Source organism: Pseudomonas sp. GW821-FHT10B02, from assembly GCF_059415665.1.
Genome location: NZ_JBWKNR010000004.1, coordinates 299,642 through 322,571, shown reverse-complemented (window position 1 = coordinate 322,571; position 22,930 = coordinate 299,642). Strand labels below are relative to the sequence as shown.

The 22,930-nt window shown below is 61.2% G+C and carries 20 protein-coding genes and 1 tRNA gene; 17 read left to right on the top strand and 4 right to left on the bottom strand.

Annotated features, from left to right (window positions below):
- Window positions 1-60: 60 nt before the first annotated feature.
- Together folK and folB are read right to left on the bottom strand one after the other, a co-directional pair.
- On the bottom strand, window positions 61-570 hold the full coding sequence (gene folK / locus AC07OF_RS09325; RefSeq protein ID WP_157190931.1) for a 2-amino-4-hydroxy-6-hydroxymethyldihydropteridine diphosphokinase: 510 nt from the start codon (window positions 568-570) through the stop codon (window positions 61-63).
- A complete protein-coding gene (gene folB / locus AC07OF_RS09320; RefSeq protein WP_157190930.1) occupies window positions 561-914 on the bottom strand; it encodes a dihydroneopterin aldolase in 354 nt (117 codons plus the stop codon). The genes folK and folB overlap by 10 nt, the downstream gene beginning before the upstream one ends.
- 74 nt (window positions 915-988) lie before the next feature.
- On the opposite strand from folB, the gene plsY reads away from it, so the two are divergent.
- Window positions 989-1,558 carry a glycerol-3-phosphate 1-O-acyltransferase PlsY gene (gene plsY, locus AC07OF_RS09315; protein ID WP_038606016.1) on the top strand — a complete coding sequence of 190 codons (570 nt, stop codon included), beginning with the start codon at window positions 989-991 and terminating at the stop codon, window positions 1,556-1,558.
- Window positions 1,559-1,581: 23 nt separating this feature from the next.
- Here plsY and tsaD read toward each other — a convergent pair whose 3' ends face one another.
- The gene (tsaD, locus tag AC07OF_RS09310; RefSeq protein WP_157190929.1) at window positions 1,582-2,607 is read right to left on the bottom strand and encodes a tRNA (adenosine(37)-N6)-threonylcarbamoyltransferase complex transferase subunit TsaD; all 1,026 of its coding nucleotides are present in this window, start codon (window positions 2,605-2,607) and stop codon (window positions 1,582-1,584) included.
- 202 nt (window positions 2,608-2,809) lie between these two features.
- On the opposite strand from tsaD, the gene rpsU reads away from it, so the two are divergent.
- The 5 genes from rpsU to AC07OF_RS09285 all read left to right on the top strand — a co-directional run bounded on the left by rpsU (window position 2,810) and on the right by AC07OF_RS09285 (window position 11,179).
- Window positions 2,810-3,025: a 30S ribosomal protein S21 gene (gene rpsU / locus AC07OF_RS09305; protein WP_002551877.1), complete on the top strand. Its 216-nt coding sequence runs from the start codon at window positions 2,810-2,812 to the stop codon at window positions 3,023-3,025.
- Window positions 3,026-3,329: 304 nt separating this feature from the next.
- Entirely contained in the window at window positions 3,330-5,300 is a 1,971-nt protein-coding gene (gene dnaG, locus AC07OF_RS09300) for a DNA primase (protein ID WP_157190928.1), read from the top strand.
- A 67-nt stretch (window positions 5,301-5,367) separates the two neighbouring features.
- Window positions 5,368-7,218, top strand: coding sequence for an RNA polymerase sigma factor RpoD (gene rpoD, locus AC07OF_RS09295; RefSeq protein ID WP_157190927.1), 1,851 nt, complete (start codon window positions 5,368-5,370; stop codon window positions 7,216-7,218).
- A 127-nt stretch (window positions 7,219-7,345) separates the two neighbouring features.
- The gene (locus AC07OF_RS09290) at window positions 7,346-11,089 is read left to right on the top strand and encodes an EAL domain-containing protein (RefSeq protein ID WP_495072780.1); all 3,744 of its coding nucleotides are present in this window, start codon (window positions 7,346-7,348) and stop codon (window positions 11,087-11,089) included.
- Between the two features lie 13 nt (window positions 11,090-11,102).
- Window positions 11,103-11,179 (top strand) — tRNA-Ile (locus tag AC07OF_RS09285).
- Between the two features lie 105 nt (window positions 11,180-11,284).
- Here the strand turns inward: AC07OF_RS09285 and AC07OF_RS09280 are convergent.
- Window positions 11,285-11,539: a hypothetical protein gene (locus AC07OF_RS09280; RefSeq protein ID WP_232478290.1), complete on the bottom strand. Its 255-nt coding sequence runs from the start codon at window positions 11,537-11,539 to the stop codon at window positions 11,285-11,287.
- Here AC07OF_RS09280 and AC07OF_RS09275 point away from each other — a divergent pair.
- The 11 genes from AC07OF_RS09275 to AC07OF_RS09225 all read left to right on the top strand — a co-directional run bounded on the left by AC07OF_RS09275 (window position 11,451) and on the right by AC07OF_RS09225 (window position 22,925).
- Window positions 11,451-12,149 (top strand): WaaZ-like lipopolysaccharide core biosynthesis protein, encoded by a 699-nt coding sequence (locus AC07OF_RS09275; protein WP_495072785.1) that lies wholly within the window; start codon window positions 11,451-11,453, stop codon window positions 12,147-12,149. The genes AC07OF_RS09280 and AC07OF_RS09275 overlap by 89 nt on opposite strands.
- A gap of 92 nt (window positions 12,150-12,241) precedes the next feature.
- Window positions 12,242-12,694 carry an Lrp/AsnC family transcriptional regulator gene (locus tag AC07OF_RS09270; protein ID WP_157190924.1) on the top strand — a complete coding sequence of 151 codons (453 nt, stop codon included), beginning with the start codon at window positions 12,242-12,244 and terminating at the stop codon, window positions 12,692-12,694.
- 164 nt (window positions 12,695-12,858) lie between these two features.
- The gene (locus AC07OF_RS09265) at window positions 12,859-14,541 is read left to right on the top strand and encodes a flavin monoamine oxidase family protein (RefSeq protein ID WP_157190923.1); all 1,683 of its coding nucleotides are present in this window, start codon (window positions 12,859-12,861) and stop codon (window positions 14,539-14,541) included.
- Between the two features lie 13 nt (window positions 14,542-14,554).
- Entirely contained in the window at window positions 14,555-15,358 is an 804-nt protein-coding gene (locus tag AC07OF_RS09260) for a carbon-nitrogen hydrolase family protein (protein ID WP_157190922.1), read from the top strand.
- 38 nt (window positions 15,359-15,396) lie between these two features.
- Window positions 15,397-17,742 (top strand): pyrroloquinoline quinone biosynthesis protein PqqF, encoded by a 2,346-nt coding sequence (gene pqqF / locus AC07OF_RS09255; RefSeq protein WP_157190921.1) that lies wholly within the window; start codon window positions 15,397-15,399, stop codon window positions 17,740-17,742.
- Between the two features lie 157 nt (window positions 17,743-17,899).
- Window positions 17,900-17,971: a pyrroloquinoline quinone precursor peptide PqqA gene (gene pqqA, locus AC07OF_RS09250; protein ID WP_008365141.1), complete on the top strand. Its 72-nt coding sequence runs from the start codon at window positions 17,900-17,902 to the stop codon at window positions 17,969-17,971.
- A gap of 67 nt (window positions 17,972-18,038) precedes the next feature.
- Window positions 18,039-18,950, top strand: a complete 912-nt coding sequence (pqqB, locus tag AC07OF_RS09245) for a pyrroloquinoline quinone biosynthesis protein PqqB (protein ID WP_157190920.1) — start codon at window positions 18,039-18,041, stop codon at window positions 18,948-18,950.
- Window positions 18,951-18,961: 11 nt separating this feature from the next.
- The gene (gene pqqC, locus AC07OF_RS09240; RefSeq protein WP_038605986.1) at window positions 18,962-19,717 is read left to right on the top strand and encodes a pyrroloquinoline-quinone synthase PqqC; all 756 of its coding nucleotides are present in this window, start codon (window positions 18,962-18,964) and stop codon (window positions 19,715-19,717) included.
- The gene (pqqD, locus tag AC07OF_RS09235) at window positions 19,714-19,989 is read left to right on the top strand and encodes a pyrroloquinoline quinone biosynthesis peptide chaperone PqqD (protein WP_157190919.1); all 276 of its coding nucleotides are present in this window, start codon (window positions 19,714-19,716) and stop codon (window positions 19,987-19,989) included. The genes pqqC and pqqD overlap by 4 nt, the downstream gene beginning before the upstream one ends.
- Window positions 19,961-21,121, top strand: coding sequence for a pyrroloquinoline quinone biosynthesis protein PqqE (gene pqqE, locus AC07OF_RS09230; RefSeq protein ID WP_157190918.1), 1,161 nt, complete (start codon window positions 19,961-19,963; stop codon window positions 21,119-21,121). The genes pqqD and pqqE overlap by 29 nt, the downstream gene beginning before the upstream one ends.
- Window positions 21,087-22,925, top strand: coding sequence for a S9 family peptidase (locus AC07OF_RS09225; protein ID WP_495072779.1), 1,839 nt, complete (start codon window positions 21,087-21,089; stop codon window positions 22,923-22,925). Before pqqE ends, AC07OF_RS09225 begins: the two co-directional genes overlap by 35 nt.
- The last annotated feature ends 5 nt before the right edge of the window (window positions 22,926-22,930 follow it).

The following is a 22,930-nucleotide window of genomic DNA, read 5'->3' as shown; positions in this document are numbered from 1 at the left end:
GGCTCCCACACTGTCTCGCACAAGAACCTTGTGGGAGCTGGCCTTGCCAGCGATTGGGCCTCAAAGATCGGTTAATTGTTGCTCACGCCACTCAAAGGGCACGGGCGCAAGCACCTGGTCGATCTGCGCCTCTTCCCACAACCGGCCCATGGTTTTGCCTGCTCCCGGATGCAGCAGCTCAGGGGCAATCAACGAAAGCGGCCACAGCACAAAGGCATTCTTGAGGATCTCGGCGCGGGGCAGCACCAGGCCGTCAAAACTGCCATGCAGATCGTTGTACATCAGCACATCGATATCCAGCGGCAGGCCTTTGCGCTCTGGCGCATAGCGGCCATTGTCAGCCTCGATGAACTTGAGCCGACGGTCGAGCTCCATCAACGGCATATCGGTCAATCCGGTCACCACCAGATTGAAGAACGGACCGCTTTTTATGCCTACCGCCTGGCTTTCGAACACAGCCGAACACTGCATGTCCTGCAGAAAAACAGCCAGCGCATCCAGCCCCGCCGTCAAATGCCGTTCACGCTCGACATTACTGCCAAGGCCAAGGTAAACCCGGTTCAGAGACATCCGCGCTCAATCTCCACGCCCACTCCAGTGGCGGCCGCGATGGCGCCGGGCTTGGTCAACTTGAGGGATAGCCAGGGAATCTGGAATTCGCTCATCAGCACTGCCGCAAGGCGTTCGGCAAAGGTTTCAACCAGTTCAAACTCCGCTTGCTCGGCAAATGCCTGGATACGCGCAGTTACACTGGCGTAATCCAGGGCCAGGGTCAGGTCGTCGCCCGCCGCTGCCGGCCGGTTGTCCCAGGCAAAACGCAGGTCCAGGCGCAGGCACTGGCGAATGCCACGCTCCCAGTCATAGGCACCGATGACGGTATCGACTTCCAGGCCTTCGATGAACACTCTGTCCAAGCACTTCTCTCCACTGCACGACAAGGGCGACTGGCGCCGTTAGAATCAAGGCGTCCTCGCCCGGAATAGTTAGCATGTTTTGGTTACTGGCGCTGCTCGCCTACCTGCTTGGCTCGCTGTCCTTTGCCATACTCCTCAGCCGCCTCAATGGCAGCCCGGACCCGCGCATGAGCGGTTCTGGCAACGCCGGGGCAACCAACATGCTGCGTCTGGCCGGCCGCAAACTGGCGGTCCTGACCCTGCTTGGCGACCTGTGCAAGGGCTTGCTGCCCGTGCTGGTCGCCAATCTTGCCGGCCTTGACCTGCAACAACAGGCCTGGATCGGCGTGTGTGCAGTCATCGGCCACCTGTTTCCGGTGTACTTCTGCTTTCGCGGCGGCAAAGGTGTCGCCACCGCTGCCGGCCTGTTACTGGGGCTCTACCCGCCAGCAGCACTGCTGGCCATCTGCGCCTGGCTGCTGACCTTCTACCTGACCCGCACCAGCTCCCTCGCAGCACTGATCGCCACACCTCTGACCCTGCCACTGCTGGCCTGGCGCGAGCCGGAAGCGCTATTGCCGATCAGCGTGCTGACCGTGCTGATCGTCTGGCGTCACCGCGGCAATCTACGCGACCTTTTTGCCGGCCGCGAACGGCATTTCTGAATCGGACGCATGAACGCCGCTCATCACAGCGGCGCCAGCTGCTCCATCGGCCAGCGTGCCTGCACACTGATCGCCAGACTTTCCTGCTGCCCTGCAGCCAGACGCTGGCAACCGGCATAGGCAATCATGGCGCCATTATCGGTGCAGAACTGTGGGCGCGCGTAGTACACATTACCCTTGATGCCCGCGAGCATGTCTTCCAGCGAGGTCCGCAGGGCCTTGTTGGCACTGACACCACCGGCGATCACCAGGCGCTTGAGGCCGGTCTGCTTCAGGGCACGCTTGCACTTGATGGTCAGAGTCTCCACCACCGCCTGTTGGAAGGCCAGTGACACGTCGCAACGGGTTTGCTCGCCGTCGTCTCCAGCACTCTGGCACTGCTGCCAGGTGTTCAGGGCAAAGGTCTTGAGGCCGCTGAAGCTGAAATCCAGGCCAGGACGATCGGTCATCGGCCGCGGGAAAACGAAACGTCCGGGAACGCCCTGAGTCGCAAGGCGGGCGATCTCCGGGCCACCTGGATAATTCAGCCCCATCAGCTTGGCGGTCTTGTCGAACGCCTCACCCGCTGCGTCATCAAGGGTTTCACCCAACAATTGGTAACGGCCAATGCCGTCCACACGCACCAGCTGGGTATGTCCACCGGACACCAGCAAGGCGACAAACGGGAACTCAGGCGGCTGCTCTTCGAGCATCGGCGCGAGCAGATGACCTTCCATGTGATGCACGCCCAACGCCGGAATACCCCAGGCAAACGCCAGGGCCTGGGCGCAGGACGCCCCCACCAGCAGCGCACCGACCAGCCCGGGGCCGGCGGTATAGGCAATGGCATCAATTTCGGTAGCGACACAGTCGGCCTCGTCCAGCACCTGGCGGATCAACGGCAGCATGCGCTTGACGTGATCGCGTGAGGCGAGCTCCGGCACCACGCCGCCATAGGCACGGTGCAGGTCGATCTGACTGAACAATGCATCGGCCAAAAGACCGCGTTCACTGTCGTATAATGCGACGCCGGTTTCGTCGCAGGATGTTTCCAATCCCAGTACTAGCATGGGTCTGCGCCTTGTGGAGGCTGAATTCGAAGGCGCGCATGATAGTCCCCACTCCCGGTGCCGACCAGCGGTTTTCGATCAGAGGCTTTGCATTCCGGCTGGCTAAGGGTTAACATCCGCAACCCTTAAAAACCGACGTTCTCCAGTGCACAGTTTTGCCACGAGTTCGTTGACCCCCGGTAATGAATGAAGGTAGCTCTGGATGCCAGCCGTCAAAGTTAAAGAGAATGAACCCTTCGACGTAGCTCTGCGTCGTTTCAAGCGCTCCTGCGAAAAAGCCGGTGTTCTGGCTGAAGTTCGTAGCCGCGAATTTTACGAGAAGCCGACTTCTGAGCGTAAGCGCAAAGCAGCAGCCGCTGTTAAACGTCACGCCAAGAAAGTTCAGCGCGAACAGCGCCGCGCCGTTCGTCTGTACTAATACAGACGTCCGTCGCAAGCTTCTGCCTCGCCCGGCCCAAAGCCGGGCTGCCGGCAGTAGTTGTTTGATCCTCAGGCCTTCGTGCCCGAGGCGTCCCATTGCCCTGCAGTGTGGACAACCTGCCTGAAACGTCAGAACTGGCCTCAACGCCAGCTGTGCACGTCATTACTGACGAGCCCTCACCGGCTACAGACGAGCACGTCTTTCCGAATTTTGTGTTACGCCATTCGACATCGCTCGAACGCGCAGCCGTTCCCGCAGCATTAGCGATTACACTTGCTTATCGCCTGATGATGAGAGTGCCATGGCCGGGCTGATTCCCCAAAGCTTCATCGACGACCTCCTCAACCGTACCGACATCGTCGATGTGGTGAGTTCGCGCGTGCAGCTGAAAAAGGCCGGCAAAAACCTCACCGCCTGCTGCCCGTTCCACAAGGAAAAAACCCCGTCCTTCAGCGTCAGCCCCGACAAGCAGTTCTATTACTGCTTTGGCTGCGGCGCGGGCGGCAACGCCCTTGGCTTCATCATGGACCACGACAACCTGGACTTCCCCCAGGCCGTCGAGGAACTGGCCAAGGCTGCCGGCATGGAAGTCCCTCGCGAGGAAGGCGGACGCGGGCAAAAGCCCCGGCAACCCACCGACTCGCCGCTATACCCCCTGCTGGAAGCGGCTGCCGAATTTTATCGCCAGGCCCTGAAAAGCCACCCGACCCGTCGCTCGGCGGTGGAATACCTCAAGGGCCGTGGCCTGTCCGGGGAAATCGCTCGCGACTTCGGTCTCGGCTATGCCCCGCCCGGCTGGGACAACCTGTTCAAGCATCTGAGCAGCGACACCCTGCAACAGAAGGCCATGATCGATGCCGGCCTGCTGATCGAGAACGCCGAGTCTGGCAAGCGCTACGATCGCTTCCGTGACCGGGTCATGTTTCCGATCCGCGACAGTCGCGGCCGGGTCATCGCCTTTGGCGGCCGGGTGCTCGGCGACGACAAGCCCAAGTACCTGAACTCCCCGGAAACCCCGGTGTTCCACAAAGGCCAGGAGCTGTACGGGCTCTACGAGGCGCGCAAGTTCAACCGCAACCTCGATGAAATCATCGTCGTCGAAGGCTACATGGACGTCATTGCCCTGGCCCAGCAAGGCCTGCGCAATGCGGTGGCGACCCTGGGTACCGCCACCAGCGAAGAGCACCTCAAGCGCCTGTTCCGCGTGGTACCCAGCGTATTGTTCTGCTTCGACGGCGACCAGGCTGGCCGCAATGCCGCCTGGCGCGCCCTGGAGGCCACCCTTTCGAGCCTGCAGGACGGCCGCAAAGCACGCTTCCTGTTCCTGCCCGAAGGTGAAGACCCGGACACCCTGGTCCGCGCCGAAGGCACTGACGCGTTCCGCGCCCGCATCAACCAGCATGCCCAGCCTCTGGCCGACTACTTTTTCCAGCAGCTGACCGAAGAAGCCGACCCGCGCTCGCTTGAGGGCAAGGCGCATATGGCCACCCTGGCAGCACCGTTGATCGAAAAAGTGCCCGGCGCCAACCTTCGCGCATTGATGCGCAATCGCCTCAAGGAAATCACCGGGCTCGACAACCAGCAGGTCGAGCAACTGAGCCATAGCGCCCCCAGCGAAGCGCCACCCAGCTACGACCCGGGCATCGATTACGACGCCATTCCCGACTACACCCCGGACTACGGTGACTTCCACCAACCCGAGTACGCGCCGCCGCAACAGCAGTGGACGCCGAACAAGGGCGGCAAGAAGAAATGGGAAGGCAAACCGTGGGACAAGAAGGGCAAGCCCTGGGAGCGCAACGGTCAACGCCAGGATGCGCCGCCACGGGTGCCGACTTCGGTGGAACCCCCGACCTTGAGCGCTTTGCGTACCCTGCTGCACCATCCGCAGCTGGCCAAAAAAGTCGAAGATGCCGGCCATTTCGCGGCCGAAGAACACGTCTACGCCCAGCTGCTGGTGGCGCTGCTGGAAGCGTTGCAAAAGAATCCTGAGCTACGCTCACTACAGCTGATTGCACGCTGGCACGGCACTGAACAAGGCCGATTGCTGCGGGCATTGGCAGAAAAGGAATGGCTGATCGATGCCGACAACCTTGAACAACAGTTTTTCGACACTATAACTAGCTTGTCCGCTCGCCAACGCGAGCGAAGCCTGGAACATTTGCTCAGGAAAGCACGTCAAAGTGAACTGAGCGCAGAGGAAAAAAATCAGCTGCGCGACCTGTTAAGCCGGAATGTTCCCGCACAAACCCCGACCTCAACTGGCGCGTGAGGTCCTAGCTCGGGTATAATCCTCGGCTTGTTTTTTGCCCGCCAAGACCTTCAGTGGATAGGGTGTTATGTCCGGAAAAGCGCAACAGCAGTCTCGCATCAAAGAGTTGATCACCCGCGGTCGTGAGCAGGGCTACCTGACTTACGCGGAGGTCAACGACCACCTGCCAGAGGATATTTCAGATCCGGAGCAGGTGGAAGACATCATCCGCATGATCAACGACATGGGGATCAACGTATTCGAGAGTGCTCCGGATGCGGATGCCCTTTTGTTGGCCGAAGCCGATACCGACGAAGCCGCAGCTGAAGAAGCCGCCGCTGCGTTGGCGGCTGTGGAAACCGATATCGGTCGCACGACGGACCCAGTGCGCATGTACATGCGTGAAATGGGTACCGTCGAGCTGCTGACCCGCGAAGGCGAGATCGAAATCGCCAAGCGTATCGAAGAAGGTATTCGCGAAGTCATGGGCGCTATCGCTCACTTCCCGGGTACTGTCGAATACATTCTCAGCGAATACGACCGGGTAACCGCCGAAGGCGGCCGCCTGTCGGATGTTCTCAGTGGCTACATCGACCCGGACGACGGCATCGCCCCGCCGGCCGAAGTACCGCCGCCTGTCGATCCGAAAGCACCGGCCAAGGCCGAAGCCGACGACGAAGAAGACGAAGAGAAAGAAGGCAGTGACGATGAGGAAGAGGCCGAAAGCGGTCCCGATCCAGTCGTTGCCCAACAGCGCTTTGGTGCCGTCCAGGAACAACTGAACGCCACCCTCAAAGTACTGAAAAAGAACGGCCGCCAGCACAAGGACAGCCTCAAGGCGATGCTTGAACTGGCAGAACTGTTCATGCCGATCAAGCTGGTGCCAAAGCAGTTCGAAGTACTGGTCGAACGCGTTCGCAGTGCCCTGGATCGTCTGCGTCAGCAAGAACGCGCCATCATGCAACTGTGTGTCCGTGACGCACGCATGCCACGCGCCGACTTCCTGCGCCTGTTCCCGAGCAACGAGACCGACCAGACCTGGAGCGGTGACCTTTCCAAGCGCAGCACCAAGTGGGCCGCCGCGCTGGGCGAGAAGAACGACGCGATCGTCGCTTGCCAGCAGAAGCTGATCGACCTGGAAACCGAAACCGGTCTGACCATCGCCGAGATCAAGGACATCAACCGTCGCATGTCGATCGGTGAAGCCAAGGCTCGTCGCGCGAAGAAGGAAATGGTTGAGGCCAACCTGCGTCTGGTTATCTCGATCGCCAAGAAGTACACCAACCGCGGCCTGCAGTTCCTCGACCTGATCCAGGAAGGCAACATCGGCCTGATGAAGGCGGTGGACAAGTTCGAATACCGTCGCGGTTACAAGTTCTCGACCTATGCCACCTGGTGGATTCGCCAGGCGATCACCCGTTCGATCGCCGACCAGGCCCGCACCATCCGTATTCCGGTGCACATGATCGAGACGATCAACAAGCTCAACCGTATTTCCCGGCAGATGCTGCAGGAAATGGGTCGCGAACCGACCCCGGAAGAGCTGGGTGAGCGCATGGAAATGCCTGAGGACAAAATCCGCAAGGTATTGAAGATCGCCAAAGAGCCGATCTCCATGGAAACCCCGATCGGCGATGACGAAGACTCGCATCTGGGTGACTTCATCGAAGACTCGACCATGCAGTCGCCAATCGATGTCGCCACGGTCGAAAGCCTCAAGGAAGCGACCCGTGATGTGCTCTCCGGTCTGACCGCGCGCGAGGCCAAAGTGCTGCGCATGCGTTTCGGTATCGACATGAACACCGATCACACCCTCGAAGAGGTCGGCAAGCAGTTCGACGTGACCCGTGAACGGATCCGTCAGATTGAAGCCAAGGCGCTGCGCAAGCTGCGCCACCCGACGCGAAGCGAGCATTTGCGCTCCTTCCTCGACGAGTGATGACAAACCCCGGCCCAGGCCGGGGTTTTTCTTTTCTGCGATCACACACTTTAAGTCTTTCGCCACTACCCTGGCGCAGAAATGCCCGTCTACACTCGAAGCAGTTCATCTGTGTGACGAGGCCGTTATGCCCAAAATGCCGGCCCTCCTGTTGCTGTTCCAGATGCTCTGGAGCGCAACGGCCGGCGCCTTGACCCTGACCGACGAAGAACAAGCCTGGCTCAGCGCCCACCCGCAGCTGCGCCTGGGCGTCGACGCATCCTGGCCACCGTTTGAATACCGTGACCAGGATGGTCGCTACCAGGGATTGGCTGCCGATTACATTGCCCTTATCCAGGAACGACTGGGCGTAGCGTTCAAACCGGTCGAGCCTTCCAGTTGGTCTGCCGTGCTTGAACAGGCACGGCGAAACCAGCTGGAGTTACTCCCTGGAGTCATGTCGACACCGGAGCGTCAGGGTTTCCTGGCCTTCACCCGCCCCTACCTGGATTTCCCGATCGTCATTCTGGCCCATGAGGGCGGAGCGCAACCGCGCACCCTGAAAGACCTCTACGGGCTGAAGATTGCCGTGGTAGAGAACTATGCACCGCATGAATTGCTGCGTACCCATCACCCTGACCTGAACCTGGTGGCCCTGCCCAACGTCAGCTCGGCCCTGCAGGCACTGGCCACCGATGAAGTCGACGCAGTGGTCGGCGACCTCGCATCGAGTATCTGGAGCCTGCGCCAGCTCAAACTCGACGGTCTGTATGTCAGCGGTGAAACCAACTACCGCTACCAGCTGGCCATGGCGGTACCGCGGGAGCAAAAGATCCTGGTCGGCATTCTCGACAAAGTCATGGCCGACATGAGCACCAGCGAAATCAGCAAGATCCAGGAGCGCTGGGTCGGCAATGTCCTCGATCACCGGACCCTCTGGTACGACCTGTTGATCTACGGACTGCCCGGCATATTGCTGTTGGTGGCAATACTGGCGGCAATGATGCGGGTCAACCGGCGGCTGAGTTCGGAAATTTCCCGGCGCATCGCTCTGGAACAGGAACTGCGCAGCAGCGAATACCACTACCGTGGCCTGATCGAAAGCCTCTCGGCGATTGCCTGGGAAGCCGATGCCAATGACTTTACTTACAGCTACGTCTCGCCGCATGCCGAAGACCTGCTCGGCTACCCGCTGGTACATTGGCTGCGCCCGGGCTTCTGGCGCAGCATCATTCACCCCGACGACGCCCTTTGGGCCCAGGCCTACTGCGACAGCGAGACCGCTGCCGGACGCGACCACAGCCTCGATTATCGGGTGATTTGCGCCGATGGCCGCAGCCTGTGGGTGCGCGATATCGTCAGCCTGATCGAGCATGGGCACAAGCCGGTGATGCGCGGCCTGATGATCGATATCAGCGAAACCAAGAATGCCGAGGATGCTCTGCGTCTGTCGGAGCAGAAATTCGCCTCGGTGTTCCAGCAGTGCCCCGACATCCTGCTGATCGCCCGCCTCAGCGACGGCTGTTTGCTGGAGGTCAACGAGGCCTTCGAAGAGCAGATCGGCTTGAGCTCGGCGCAGGTCATTGGCCGCACCGCTACAGAGTTGAGTATCTGGGGAGTCGACGGGATCGGCCCAGGATTACTCCTGCGCCTGCAGTCAGGCAGCATACGTAACCTGGAAACGCTGTTCCGGCGCAGCAACGGCCAGTTGTTCACCGGTTTGATCTCGGCGGAGACCTTTGAGCTCGACAACACACCAGCCCTGGTTGTGGCCGTGCGCGATATCAGCCAGCTCAAGGAAACCCAGGAGCAACTGCAAACCTCCGAAGAAAAGTTCGCCAAGGCCTTCCATGCTTCCCCTGACGGTCTGCTGCTGTCGCGCCAGAGTGATGGCTTGCTGCTTGAGGTCAACGAAGGTTTCTGCCGCCTGACCGGCTTCGACAGCCATACCTCGCTGGATCACACCTCGCTGGACCTGGGCATCTGGGTGGATCTCAACGAACGTCGGCGCCTGCTGGAAATGCTGAAAAAAGACGGCTTCGTCCGTGATTTCAGCTGCCACATCCGCCGCAGCGACGGCCAGATACGCCTGTGCGAGCTGTCTGCCCGGCCATTGCCGATAGCCGGTGTCGACTGCATGCTGACCATCGCCCGCGACATCACCGAACGCCACCTGATGCAGGAAAAGCTGCAACTGGCCGCCACTGTGTTTGAAAATACCGCCGAAGGCGTGTTGATCACTGACACCGAACAACGCATCAGCGCCGTCAACCGGGCGTTCAGCGAAATCACCGGTTACAGCGAATTCGAAGCCTTGGGACAAACACCGCGCCTGCTCGCCTCGGGCCAGCACGACAGCGCTTTTTATGCCGCCATGTGGCACCAGTTGACCGCCGAAGGGCACTGGCAGGGCGAAATCCACAACCGGCGCAAAAACGGCGAGCTGTATCCCAGCTGGCTGACCATCAGTGCCGTGCGCAACAGCGAGCGGGCCATCACCCACTTTGTCGCGGTGTTCGCCGATATTTCCAGCCTCAAGCATGCCCAGGCGAAACTCGACTACCAGGCTCACCACGACCCACTCACTGGCTTGCCCAACCGCACGCTGTTCGAAAACCGCCTGCAGGCGGCCCTCACTTGTGCCCAGAGCTCAAAACGTCAGGGAGCCGTGCTGTTTCTCGACCTCGACCGTTTCAAGCACATCAATGACAGCCTTGGCCATCCGGTCGGCGACCTGCTGCTCAAAGGCATCGCCCAGCGCCTGAAAGAACAGGTGCGCGATATCGATACAGTGGCGCGGTTGGGAGGGGATGAGTTCATCATCCTGTTGCCCGGCCTGCACCAGCCCAGCGACGCCAGTCATATCGCCAACAAATTGCTGGCCTGCTTCAGCGCGCCGTTCCAGGCCGGCGAACACGAGTTCTTCACCAGCGCGAGCATCGGCACCAGCCTGTACCCGCAGGACGGCACCGATGTCGCCTCGTTGATCCGCAATGCCGACGCAGCGATGTACCGCTCCAAGGCCAAAGGCCGCAACCGGGTCGAATGCTACACCCGCGACCTCACGGCCCAGGCCAGCGAGCGCATTGCCCTGGAACACGAATTGCGCCGGGCCATAGAGCGCAACGAGCTGAGCCTGAGCTACCAGCCCAAATTCAGCCTGAAAACCCAGAGCCTGGTGGGCGCCGAAGCCCTGATTCGCTGGACCCACCCGCTGTTTGGCGACGTACCTCCAGAACATTTCATCGGCCTGGCTGAAGAGAACGGAATGATTCTGCAACTGGGCGACTGGGTACTGGAGCAGGCCTGCCGGCAAATGCAGGCCTGGAAGAAACACTATCAGGCCTTCGGACCGCTGTCGGTCAACCTGGCCGGCGCCCAACTGCGTCAAACCAGTTTGATCAAACGCATTGAACAGTTGCTCAAGACTCACCAGCTCAAAGCCGGTGACCTGCAACTGGAAATCACCGAGAATTTCATCATGAGCCAGGCCGAAGAAGCCCTGGCCATTCTCCACCAGCTCAAGCACCTGGGAGTGCAACTGGCGATCGACGACTTTGGCACCGGCTACTCGTCACTGAGCTACCTCAAGCGCCTGCCGCTGGACATCCTCAAGATCGACCAATCGTTCATTCGCGGCCTGCCGGATGACCCCCACGATGCCGCCATCGCCCGGGCGATCATTGCCCTGGGGCGCAGCATGCAATTGACCATCATTGCCGAAGGCGTCGAGAACCAGGCCCAACAGCAATTTCTCGCCGCCGAAGGCTGCGAGCAGATCCAGGGCTACATCGTCAGCCTGCCGTTACCTGCGGAGGAATTCGCCGCGTCATTCCTTCGTATAGCAGTTTCGGATCTTTCGGATGGCACAGCCTGGAAACCCTCGTTATAATCCGCGACCACTGGGGCCTATAGCTCAGTTGGTTAGAGCAGAGGACTCATAATCCTTTGGTCCACGGTTCAAGTCCGTGTGGGCCCACCAAATAAAAAGCCGCGCATTGCGCGGTTTTTTGCTTTTCTGGCACCTGCCAATGCACATCGCCTATTGCCCATCACCCATGCTGCTTCGCAGCTATTAGCAATCAGGTCAGGAAAACTTATAAAATAAGTGGTCTTCGCCCAGCCATCCCCAATCATCGATGCAGTTAAGGAAATCTAAAATGGACGCTTCCACAGCACGGTTGATTTCTGACGTGCCTTTGAGCGTCAGCCATTTCGATGAATGCCGCAATGCAGGGTCAGGCTCGGTTTTCGTGATCGCTTCGGGCAGTTCGGCAAAGGACTTTCCTTTCCATGAATTCTCCGACATTCCGATGATCACAATGAACGGCGCGATCTCCATGTTCGTCGATACGCCGATCAAGCCATTTTTTTATGTCTGCACGGACAAGGACTTTTCCAACCAGCAACCCGAGCTGTTTGCCGAAGCCATGCGCCGCAGTGAACGGGTTGCGCTCTGGGAAGATCACTACAAGTCCGCCGGTGTTGCCGCCAGCGGCGAGCTGTATTTTCTGCGCAAAGCCCGCAAGGCGAGGTTTTCCGACCTGCTGCGAAAAGACCCTGAGCTCATCCGCAATCGCCCCTTCCCGGGCAGTCGCAGGAAACCCCTGGGGTTCAGCAAGAACCTGCACCGCGGCTTCTTTGATGCACGCACGGTGGCTTACGTAGCGCTGCAGATTGCCTACCATGCAGGTTTCAACAAGGTCTTCATGGTTGGCGTGGACTTGAACCAGAATGTCGGCAGGTTCTACGAAAACCGACATTCCAAGCTGTCACCTTGCGGCCTGGACCAACACTTCGATTCGCGCATCCTGCCGTCCTTCGAGTTGCTGGCCGAGTCGGTGGTCGACAAGGATTTCGCCGTCTACAACCTGTCGCCCACCTCCCGCCTGCCACGCACAGTGATTCCTTACAAAACCCTCGATGAAGTGCAGGCACTGGTGCGCAGTTGAGCAAGCACGGCTTGCTCGCCAGTGTCCGGTGTGGATAGGCTAATGCATTCAGTTCATGCGCCGTACTACGCGGCGCACACCCGAGAGTCTCCATGTCCGACAGCCGTCCCGTCGCCCTCGATGAAATCGACCGCCAACTGATTTCGCTACTGCAGATCAATGCCCGCGAAAGTGTCGCCATGCTGGCCCGGCAGTTGGGCATCGCACGCACCACGGTGACCTCGCGCCTGGCGCGCCTGGAAAAGACCAAGGTCATCAGCGGCTATGGCGTACGCCTGGGCCAGCGCCTGATCGACGGCGGCTTGCAGGCCTATGTCGGGATCAAAGTGCAACCACGCTCGGGCAAGGACGTGGTGCGCCGCCTGAGTGCCATGGGGCAAGTCCAGCAGCTGTGCGCGGTAAGTGGCGAGTTCGACTACGTGGCCTGGCTGCGCAGTGATTCGCCGGAGCAGCTGGACCAGTTACTCGACCAGATCGGCAGTGTCGAAGGTGTGGAAAAGACCACGACCTCGATCATCCTCAGCAGCAAGGTTGACCGCGGGTAAACGCGGCCTGACGATATGACGAAATAACCATACAAACCGACAAGTAACATCACAAATAGACGACACTCTGCATCTTAATTACGTAACTCCCACCCTCTAAACTGACCGCCAGCGTTTTCCTATACTCAAGCTCCGCATCCTGCGCAGCCCTGGCAAGGTCATCTATGAACAAGAACAATCGCCACCCCGCCGATGGCAAGAAACCTGTCACTATTTTCGGCCCGGATTTCCCGTTCGCCTTTGACGACTGGATCGAGCACCCCGCAGGCCTGGGCAGTATTCCGGCCGAGCGCCACGGTGAAGAAGTGGCGATTGTCGGTGCCGGTATCGCCGGCCTGGTGGCGGCCTACGAGCTGATGAAGCTGGGCCTCAAACCGGTGGTCTACGAAGCGTCGAAGATGGGTGGCCGCCTGCGTTCGCAGACCTTCGAAGGCACCGACGGGATCATCGCCGAACTTGGCGGTATGCGCTTCCCGGTATCATCCACGGCGTTCTATCACTATGTGGACAAGCTGGGCCTTGAGACCAAGCCCTTTCCCAACCCGCTGACGCCGGCCTCAGGCAGTACGGTCATCGACCTGGAAGGCCAGACCCACTACGCGGAAAAACTCTCCGACCTGCCGAAGCTGTTCCAGGAGGTTGCCGATGCCTGGGCCGACGCGCTGGAAGATGGCGCCCGCTTCGGTGACATCCAGCAGGCAATCCGCGACCGCGATGTGCCACGCCTCAAAGAACTGTGGAACACCCTGGTGCCGCTGTGGGACGACCGCACCTTCTACGACTTCGTCGCCACTTCCAAGGCCTTCGCCAAGCTCAGCTTCCTGCACCGGGAAGTGTTCGGCCAGGTCGGCTTCGGTACCGGCGGCTGGGACTCGGACTTCCCCAACTCGATGCTGGAAATCTTTCGCGTGGTGATGACCAACTGCGACGATCACCAACACCTGGTGGTCGGCGGCGTCGAGCAAGTGCCGCTGGGCATCTGGCGTCATGTCCCCGAGCGTTGCGCACACTGGCCGCAAGGCACCAGCCTCAGCTCGCTACACCGTGGCGCGCCACGTCCCGGGGTCAAGAGCATCGCCCGCGACGCCGACGGGCGCCTGGCGGTGACCGACAACTGGGGCGACACCCGCCACTACGCTGCCGTGCTCACCACCTGCCAGAGCTGGCTGCTGACCACCCAGATCGAATGTGAAGAGTCGCTGTTCTCGCAAAAAATGTGGATGGCCCTGGACCGTACCCGCTACATGCAGTCGTCGAAAACCTTCGTCATGGTCGACCGGCCGTTCTGGAAGGACAAGGATCCAGAGACCGGCCGCGACCTGATGAGCATGACCCTGACCGACCGTCTGACCCGCGGCACCTACCTGTTCGACAACGGTGACGACAAGCCGGGGGTCATCTGCCTGTCCTACTCGTGGATGAGCGACGCCCTGAAGATGCTCCCGCACCCGGTGGAAAAGCGCGTGAAGCTGGCCCTCGACGCGCTGAAGAAGATCTACCCGAAAGTCGACATCGCCGGCCACATCATTGGCGACCCGATCACCGTGTCCTGGGAAGCCGACCCGCATTTCCTCGGGGCGTTCAAGGGCGCCTTGCCTGGTCATTACCGTTACAACCAGCGCATGTACGCGCACTTCATGCAGCAGGACATGCCCGCCGAACAGCGCGGTATCTTCATTGCCGGTGACGACGTGTCGTGGACCCCGGCCTGGGTCGAAGGCGCGGTGCAGACCTCGCTCAATGCGGTGTGGGGTATCATGAATCACTTCGGTGGGCATACCCATCCTGATAACCCAGGCCCGGGCGATGTATTCAACGAGATCGGACCGATCGCCCTCGCCGACTGACGGGAGTAACGCCATGCGCATCGCGCTGTATCAAGGTGCTCCGCAGCCACTGGACGTACCCGGCAATCTCGAGCGCCTGCACCAGCAGGCGCAACTGGCCGCAGCCCGGGGTGCAGAGTTGCTGGTGTGTCCGGAGATGTTCCTGAGCGGCTACAACATCGGCAGCGAGGCCGTGGAACGCCTGGCCGAGGCCGAAGACGGGCCTTCGGCCATGGCCGTGGTGGAGATCGCCCAAAGCAATCGCATCGCCATTGCCTACGGTTATCCCGAGCTGTCCGAAGACGGCCGGATCTACAACGCCGTACAGCTGATCGACGCCCATGGCAGCAGCCTGTGCAACTACCGCAAGACCCACCTGTTCGGCAGTCTGGACCGGGCGATGTTCAGCCCGGGCCCCGATCATTTCCCGGTGGTGGAATTGAACGGATGGCGCCTGGGCTTGCTGATCTGCTACGACATCGAGTTTCCGGAAAATGCCCGGCGCCTGGCCCTGGCCGGTGCCGAGCTGATTCTGGTGCCGACGGCGAACATGGTGCCTTACGACTTCATTGCCCAGGTCACTGTGCGCGCCCGCGCCTACGAGAACCAGTGCTACCTGGTCTACGCCAACTACTGCGGCAGCGAAGACGAGATCCACTACTGCGGACAAAGCAGCATTGTCGGCCCGGACGGCAGCATCCTGGCCATGGCCGGCCGCGACAGCACCCTACTGCAGGCAGACCTGGAACTGCAACGGGTCCACGAAGGACGCGCCAGCACGCCCTACCTGCACGACCTGCGCCCTGAGCTGTATGGCGATCCGCGCGATCGCGGATAATCCGCTAGCATGACGGTTCGCGCTGCAACGGAACCGTCATGCCCAGCACTGTGCAACACCTCATCCTCGACAATGGCCTGCAAGTCATCCTGCGGCATGCCCCGCAGCTGAAGCGCTGTGCCGCTGCCGTGCGGGTCATGGCCGGCAGTCATGACGCCCCGCGCGCTTATGCAGGGCTCGCGCATTTTCTCGAGCACCTGTTGTTTCTCGGCACCGAGCGTTTCCCCCAGGGCGACGGCCTGATGCGCTATGTGCAGCGTCATGGCGGCCAGGTCAACGCCAGTACCCGCGAGCGCACCACCGACTACTTTTTCGAAGTCCCGCAAGCGGCGTTTTCCGGCGGCCTCGAGCGTTTGTGCGACATGCTCGCCCGCCCGGTTTTCGATCAACAGCGCCAGTTGCGCGAACGTGAAGTGATCCATGCCGAATTCATCGCCTGGTCGCGCAATCCCCAGGCCCAGGCTCAATTTGCCCTGCTGCAGAGGGTTTCCGGCCAGCATCCCCTGAGTGGTTTCCAGGCCGGCAACCGCTACAGCCTGCCCGTGCACAGCCGCGACTTTCAGACTGCGTTGCAGGCTTATCACCAGCGTTACTACCAGGCAGGACAGATGATCCTGAGCCTGAGCGGCCCGCAAAGCCTTGAGCAACTGGAAGCGCTGGCCCGTGCCGCTGCCAGCCACCTGGCCAGCGGTGTTCGGATCGGGCAGACGCAACCACCCACGCTTGTCGACGAAAGGCTTGAGCCGCAACTGAGCGCTCAGCAACTGGACCTGTTGTATGCCGTGGAGCAACAACCGACGGGCACGGAACAGGCCATCGAGTTTCTCAGCACCTGGCTGACCGATGCCCGGGCAGGTGGGCTGCTGGCAGCACTTCGTCATCGAGGGTTGCAAGCGCTTGAGTGTTCGCCGTTGTACGGCTTTGCCGGTCAGGCACTGCTGCACATCCGCCTGAAACTCAACGACGCGGCCATAGGTGATCAGGCACAGGCGCTTGTACAGAGCTGGTTAAGGTTCTTCCGCGAGGTGGACCGGTCGGTGCTGTACCAGGAATACGCAAGCTTGCAACAGTGCCGCGCCCAGGCGGCGACAGCCTTGGACCTGGCATGCCGTGACAGTGCTGCCCGGCCCTATGAAGCACTGAGCGAGCAAGCCCGGCACGCCCTGGACAGCTTGCTCGACAGCCTGCTGCAAGGCGACTCACCGACATGCACTGAGAGCTGGCATTTACCCGCCCCGGAACCCTTGCTCAACGTGCATTACGCCGACCACCCAGCCATCCCCGCTCCCACGGGGCTGTGTTTGAGTCCGCTACTACCGCCTGAACGCCGGCATGGGGTCGTCTATCTACGCTGGCAGCTGACCGCGGCCACACACGCCCCGCTCTGGCTGGTCCTGGACCGGGCTTTGCAGCCCCTGCGTGAACGTGCGGCAAGGGCTGGGGTGACATTGCAGTTCGAAGCCTGTGGCACGTTCTGGCAGTTACGCTGCGCCGGCGTACCTGAAACGGTAGACGCCGTAACCCAAGAGGCGCTGGAGGTACTCCAACATCCCGGTGCGGCCAGCTGGACTGCAAAGCCTGCGAGTGAAGCCGACGGCATGCCGATTCGCGTCCTGCTCCGCCAGCTCCCCGAGCAGCTCATCGGCCCAGACGAAGCACCTTTGCCCGCTTGTACCCTCGGGCAGAGCGACCTGCAGGCTGTGTGGCAACACGCCCGATGGCAGGCCATGGCCACTGGATTCGGCGAAGGACCGCAACAAACCCTCAATCGCGTACTGCAGAATGTTCCCGGGCAGCCTGGCGCGCATCACCCGATCGTTGTGGAGCCTGTTCGCCGCTGGCACTGCCTGCCACCGCTAGCCAGCGAGCAGGCATTGCTGCTGTTCTGCCCCGTGGCGATCACTGAAGAAGCCAGCACCCGTTTGCTGGCACAGCACATTCAAGGGCCGTTCTATCAACGCCTGCGTGTCGAACTGCAACTGGGTTACGCCGTATTCAGCGCCTTCCGTCAGATTCAGGGCGTCAACGGCCTGCTGTTCGGCGTGCAGTCGCCGAGTGCCAGCCACGTGCAGATCCTTGCCCATATCGATGATTTCCTCACGTCCCTGCCGACTACACTTACCGCTAGCCCCGACGTTCGCCAGGCCCTTGCCGAACAAATGAACGAAGCCGCAATGAGTAACGCCGACGTCGCCGAGTGGGCCTGGCAGGCACAGCTGGCGGGCCGCAGCCAGACGACGCTGAACGATCTCCAGATAGAGATTCTCGCCATTGATGACGCACAGCTGCGACAGAGCGCCGAGGATCTTTTGCACGCCAAACGAGGCTGGCTGATCCTGGCCAATGGCCCCGCAGCCGAAGACGGCGACTGGGTTACCGGGTGATTCTTACCGAATATGTAACGGCATTTATCGTAGATTTAACCATTCAGTACGTAGTTTTTAGTAAGATAGCGCAATCTCGGCGAGTGGAACCCCTCGTCATCCGAGCGGACTAAACCAGTAACCGCCCAACCCAGACCAATCCGGAAGGAGTCATTCCATGTGGACCAAACCTGCTTACACTGATCTGCGTATCGGCTTTGAAGTGACCATGTACTTCGCAAGCCGCTGAGTTCGCTTGCGTTACAACGCCTCGGTCAGCCGGGGCGTTTTTATTTCAAGACGCGGCAGGAGTGGCCATGTACATCCAGATTCTAGGTTCCGCCGCCGGTGGCGGATTCCCGCAGTGGAACTGCAACTGCGAGAACTGCAAAGGCTTTCGCGACGGTACCTTGCGCGCTGCAGCGCGTAGCCAGTCGTCGATTGCCCTGTCTGACGACGGTGTGCACTGGGTGCTGTGCAACGCCTCGCCGGATATCCGCGCGCAACTGCAAGCCTTCGCCCCCATGCAGCCCGCACGCGCCCTGCGCGACACCGGGATCAGTGCGATTGTCCTGCTCGACAGCCAGATCGATCACACCACCGGCCTGCTGAGTCTGCGTGAAGGCTGCCCGCATCAGGTCTGGTGCACCGACATGGTCCACCAGGACCTGAGCACCGGCTTCCCGCTGTTCAGCATGCTCAGCCACTGGAACGGCGGCCTGCAGTGGAACCGCATTGAACTGGAAGGCAGCTTTGTCATCGACGCCTGCCCGAACCTGCGCTTCACCCCCTTCCCGTTGCGCAGCGCTGCCCCGCCCTACTCGCCACACCGCTTCGACCCGCACCCGGGCGATAACCTTGGGCTGATGGTCGAAGACCTGCGCACTGGCGGCAAACTGTTCTATGCCCCGGGCCTGGGCCAGGTCGATGCCAAGCTGCTGCAGATGATGCACGAAGCCGACTGCCTGCTGGTCGACGGCACCCTGTGGGAGGATGATGAAATGCAGCGCCGTGGTGTCGGCACGCGCACCGGCCGGGAAATGGGTCACCTGGCGCAGAACGGCCCCGGTGGCATGCTTGAAGTGCTGGAAGGCTTCCCTGAGCAACGCAAGGTGCTTATCCACATCAACAACACCAACCCGATTCTCGACGAAGACTCGGCCGAACGCGCCGAACTCGATCGCCGTGGCGTCGAAGTCGCCTTCGACGGTATGAGCATCACTCTCTAGCAGGAGCCGACATGAGCGACGCCAAAGCACTGTCCCCCGCCGAATTCGAACAGGCCCTGCGCGCCAAGGGTGCCTACTACCACATCCATCACCCTTACCATGTGGCGATGTATGAAGGCCGCGCCAGCCGCGAACAGATCCAGGGCTGGGTGGCCAACCGTTTCTACTACCAGGTCAACATCCCGCTCAAGGATGCCGCGATCCTCGCCAATTGCCCGGACCGCGAGATCCGCCGCGAGTGGATTCAGCGCCTGCTCGACCATGACGGTGCGCCGGGTGAAGACGGCGGTATCGAAGCCTGGTTGCGCCTGGGCCAGGCGGTCGGCCTCGACCCTGACCAACTGCGCTCCCAGGAGCTGGTACTACCCGGTGTGCGCTTTGCCGTCGATGCCTATGTCAACTTCGCCCGCCGCGCCAGCTGGCAGGAAGCGGCCAGCAGCTCGCTGACCGAACTGTTCGCCCCGCAGATCCACCAGTCGCGCCTGGACAGCTGGCCGCAGCACTACCCGTGGATCGACCCGGCCGGCTACGAATACTTCCGCACCCGCCTGGGCCAGGCCCGCCGCGATGTCGAGCACGGGCTGGCGATCACCCTGCAGCACTACACTACAGTAGAGGGCCAGCAGCGCATGCTGGAGATCCTGCAGTTCAAGCTGGATATCCTCTGGAGCATGCTCGATGCCATGAGCATGGCGTATGAACTGAACCGTCCGCCTTATCACAGTGTCACCAGCGAAAGGGTCTGGCACAAAGGAATCGCCTTATGAGTTTTGATCGCACGCAAACCCCGAAATGGCGTCCGGGTTATCGTTTCCAGTACGAGCCAGCGCAGAAGGGCCACGTGCTGCTCTACCCCGAGGGCATGATCAAGCTCAACGAAAGCGCGGCGCTTATCGGTGGACTGATCGATGGTCAGCGTGATGTCGCCGCGATCATTGCCGAGCTGGACCAGCAGTTCCCCGGTGTCGCCGAGCTCGCTGACGACATCGAGCAATTCATGGAGGTCGCCCGTGCCGAACACTGGATCGTCCTTGAGTGAAGTGCCGGCAAAACCCGAGGTCGGCCTGCCGCTGTGGCTGCTCGCCGAGCTGACCTACCGCTGCCCGCTGCAATGCCCGTACTGCTCCAACCCGCTGGACTTTGCCGCCCAGGGCCAGGAACTGAGCACCGAACAGTGGTTCAAGGTGATGGCCGAGGCGCGGGAAATGGGTGCGGCGCAGCTGGGCTTTTCCGGTGGTGAGCCGCTGGTACGCCAGGACCTCGCCGAGTTGATCGGCGAAGGCCGGCGCCTGGGGTACTACACCAACCTGATCACCTCCGGCATCGGCCTGACCGAAGCAAAAATCGCCGCCTTCAAAGCGGCCGGCCTTGACCACATCCAGATCAGCTTTCAAGCCAGCGACGAGCAGGTCAACAACCTGCTGGCGGGCTCGAAAAAAGCCTTCGCGCAAAAGCTCGAAATGGCCCGGGCGGTCAAAGCCCACGGCTATCCGATGGTGCTCAACTTCGTCACCCATCGGCACAACATCGACAAGATCGACCGCATCATCGAGCTGTGCATCGCCCTGGAAGCCGACTTCGTTGAACTGGCCACCTGTCAGTTCTATGGCTGGGCTCAGCTGAACCGCGCTGGCCTGTTGCCAACCCGTGCACAGCTGGAACGCGCCGAACGCATCACCAATGAGTACCGCGAGCGACTCAAGGCTGCCGGCAACCCGTGCAAACTGATTTTCGTCACCCCCGACTACTACGAAGAGCGCCCCAAAGGCTGCATGAACGGCTGGGGTAGCGTGTTCCTCACGGTGACCCCGGACGGCACCGCGTTGCCATGCCATGGCGCCCGGCAGTTACCGGTGCAGTTCCCCAACGTGCGCGAACACAGCATGCAGCACATCTGGTACGACTCATTCGGCTTCAACCGCTTTCGCGGTTATGACTGGATGCCCGAGCCGTGCCGCTCCTGCGACGAGAAGGAAAAGGACTTCGGCGGCTGTCGCTGCCAGGCCTTCATGCTCACTGGCGACGCCAGCAACGCCGACCCGGTGTGCGCCAAATCAGCGGACCACGGCATCATCCTCAAGGCCCGCGAAGAAGCCGAGAGTGCCCAGTTGAACATTGAACAGTTGACCTTCCGTAATGAGCGAAATTCCCGTGTCATTGCCCGCGGCTGAGCGTTTCAGCGCCGAACAGGCGGTGGCCGCCGGCACCGATTTCGCTGAGTTGCGGGTGGGCCCGCAGGGCTTGTTCTGGAACGAGTTTCGTCCACGCGACGGTGCCTGCCGGATCTGGCACTGGCGTCATGGCCAGGCCCATTGCCTGACCCCGGACGGCTTCAGCGTACGCAGTCGGGTCTACGAGTACGGCGGTGGCAGCTTCTGCCTGAGTGATGACGGCCTGGTATTCGTCAACGAGTCTGATCAGCAGATTTATACCCAGGAACTACAGGCTGGTGTGCCCCAACCGTTAACACAGGGCGAACGCCGATACGGCGATCTGCGCTGGGCCGCAGGCCAGGTCCTGGCCGTGGAAGAAACCCATGCCGCAGATCAGGTCGAACACCGCCTGGTGGCCATCGCTGCGCAGCAGCGAGAGGTACTCGCCGAAGGTGCGGATTTCTATGCCGCGCCAACCCTGAGCGCCGATGGCTCACGCCTGGCATGGATCGAGTGGAGCCGCCCCGAACAACCCTGGACCGCTACCCGCCTGTTGTGTCGCGAGCGTATGAATGACGGGTGCTGGGGCGAACCTCGCTGCATAGCCGGCGACCAGGGCCCGGCGCAATCGCTGCAACAACCGCGCTTCGATGGTCGTGGCCGCCTGTACTGCCTTTCTGACCGCAACGGCTTCTGGCAACCCTGGGGCGAAACGGCCGAGGGCTGGAGTGCGCTGCCTGCGGCAAACGCCGATCACGCTGCAGCCCCTTGGCAACTGGGTGCCTGTACCTGGCTGCCACTGGGCGAACACCACTACCTGGCCACCTGGCTTGAGGACGGCTTCAGTCGTCTCGCTCTGTGTCATGCCGATGGCTCGCAGCAGCCGGTGCAAACTGCCTACAGCCGTTTACGCTGCCTGGACCTGGATCAGGATCGTCTCTACGCCATCGCTGCCTCGCCCACCAGCCCACCGGCAGTCATCGCCATCGACCGTAAGGACCATCGTGTGCAGGTCCTGGCCGGTGGCGCAGCGCCCTTGCCTGCCGAACGCATCAGTCGCCCGCAATCATTGTGCTACCCCAGCGGCGACGGCATCGCCCACGGTTTCTTCTACCCGGCCATGAACGGCGCCAAACGGCCACCCTTGATCGTGTTCATCCATGGCGGCCCGACTTCGGCGTGCTACCCGGCGCTCGACCCGCGCATCCAGTACTGGACCCAGCGCGGCTTCGCCGTGGCTGACCTCAACTACCGCGGCAGCAGCGGCTACGGCCGGGCGTATCGCCAGGCCCTGCACCTGCGCTGGGGTGAAATCGATGTCGAGGATGCCTGCGCGGTGGTCGAGCACCTGGCCGATCGCAAGCTGATCGACCCGACCCAGGCCTTTATCCGCGGTGGCAGTGCCGGCGGCTATACCACCCTCTGCGCCCTGGCCTTTCATGATGTCTTCCGCGCGGGCGCCAGTCTTTACGGCGTCAGCGATCCTCTGGCGCTGGCCCGGGCCACGCACAAGTTCGAAGGTGACTACCTGGACTGGCTGATCGGTGACCCGCAAAAAGATGCCGAACGCTACCGGCAGCGGACGCCGTTGCTGCATGCCGCAAGCATCAAGGTCCCGGTGATTTTCTTCCAGGGTGAGCTGGATGCCGTGGTGGTGCCTGAACAGACCCGTTCGATGCTTGAAGCACTCAAGGCCAACGGCATCCGTGCCGAAGGGCATTTCTACCCGTCGGAACGTCACGGCTTTCGCACGGCGGCCAATCTGGCTCATGCGCTGGAAGAAGAGTGGAAGTTTTATCGGCAAGTGCTAGGAGGTCTGTAGGAGCG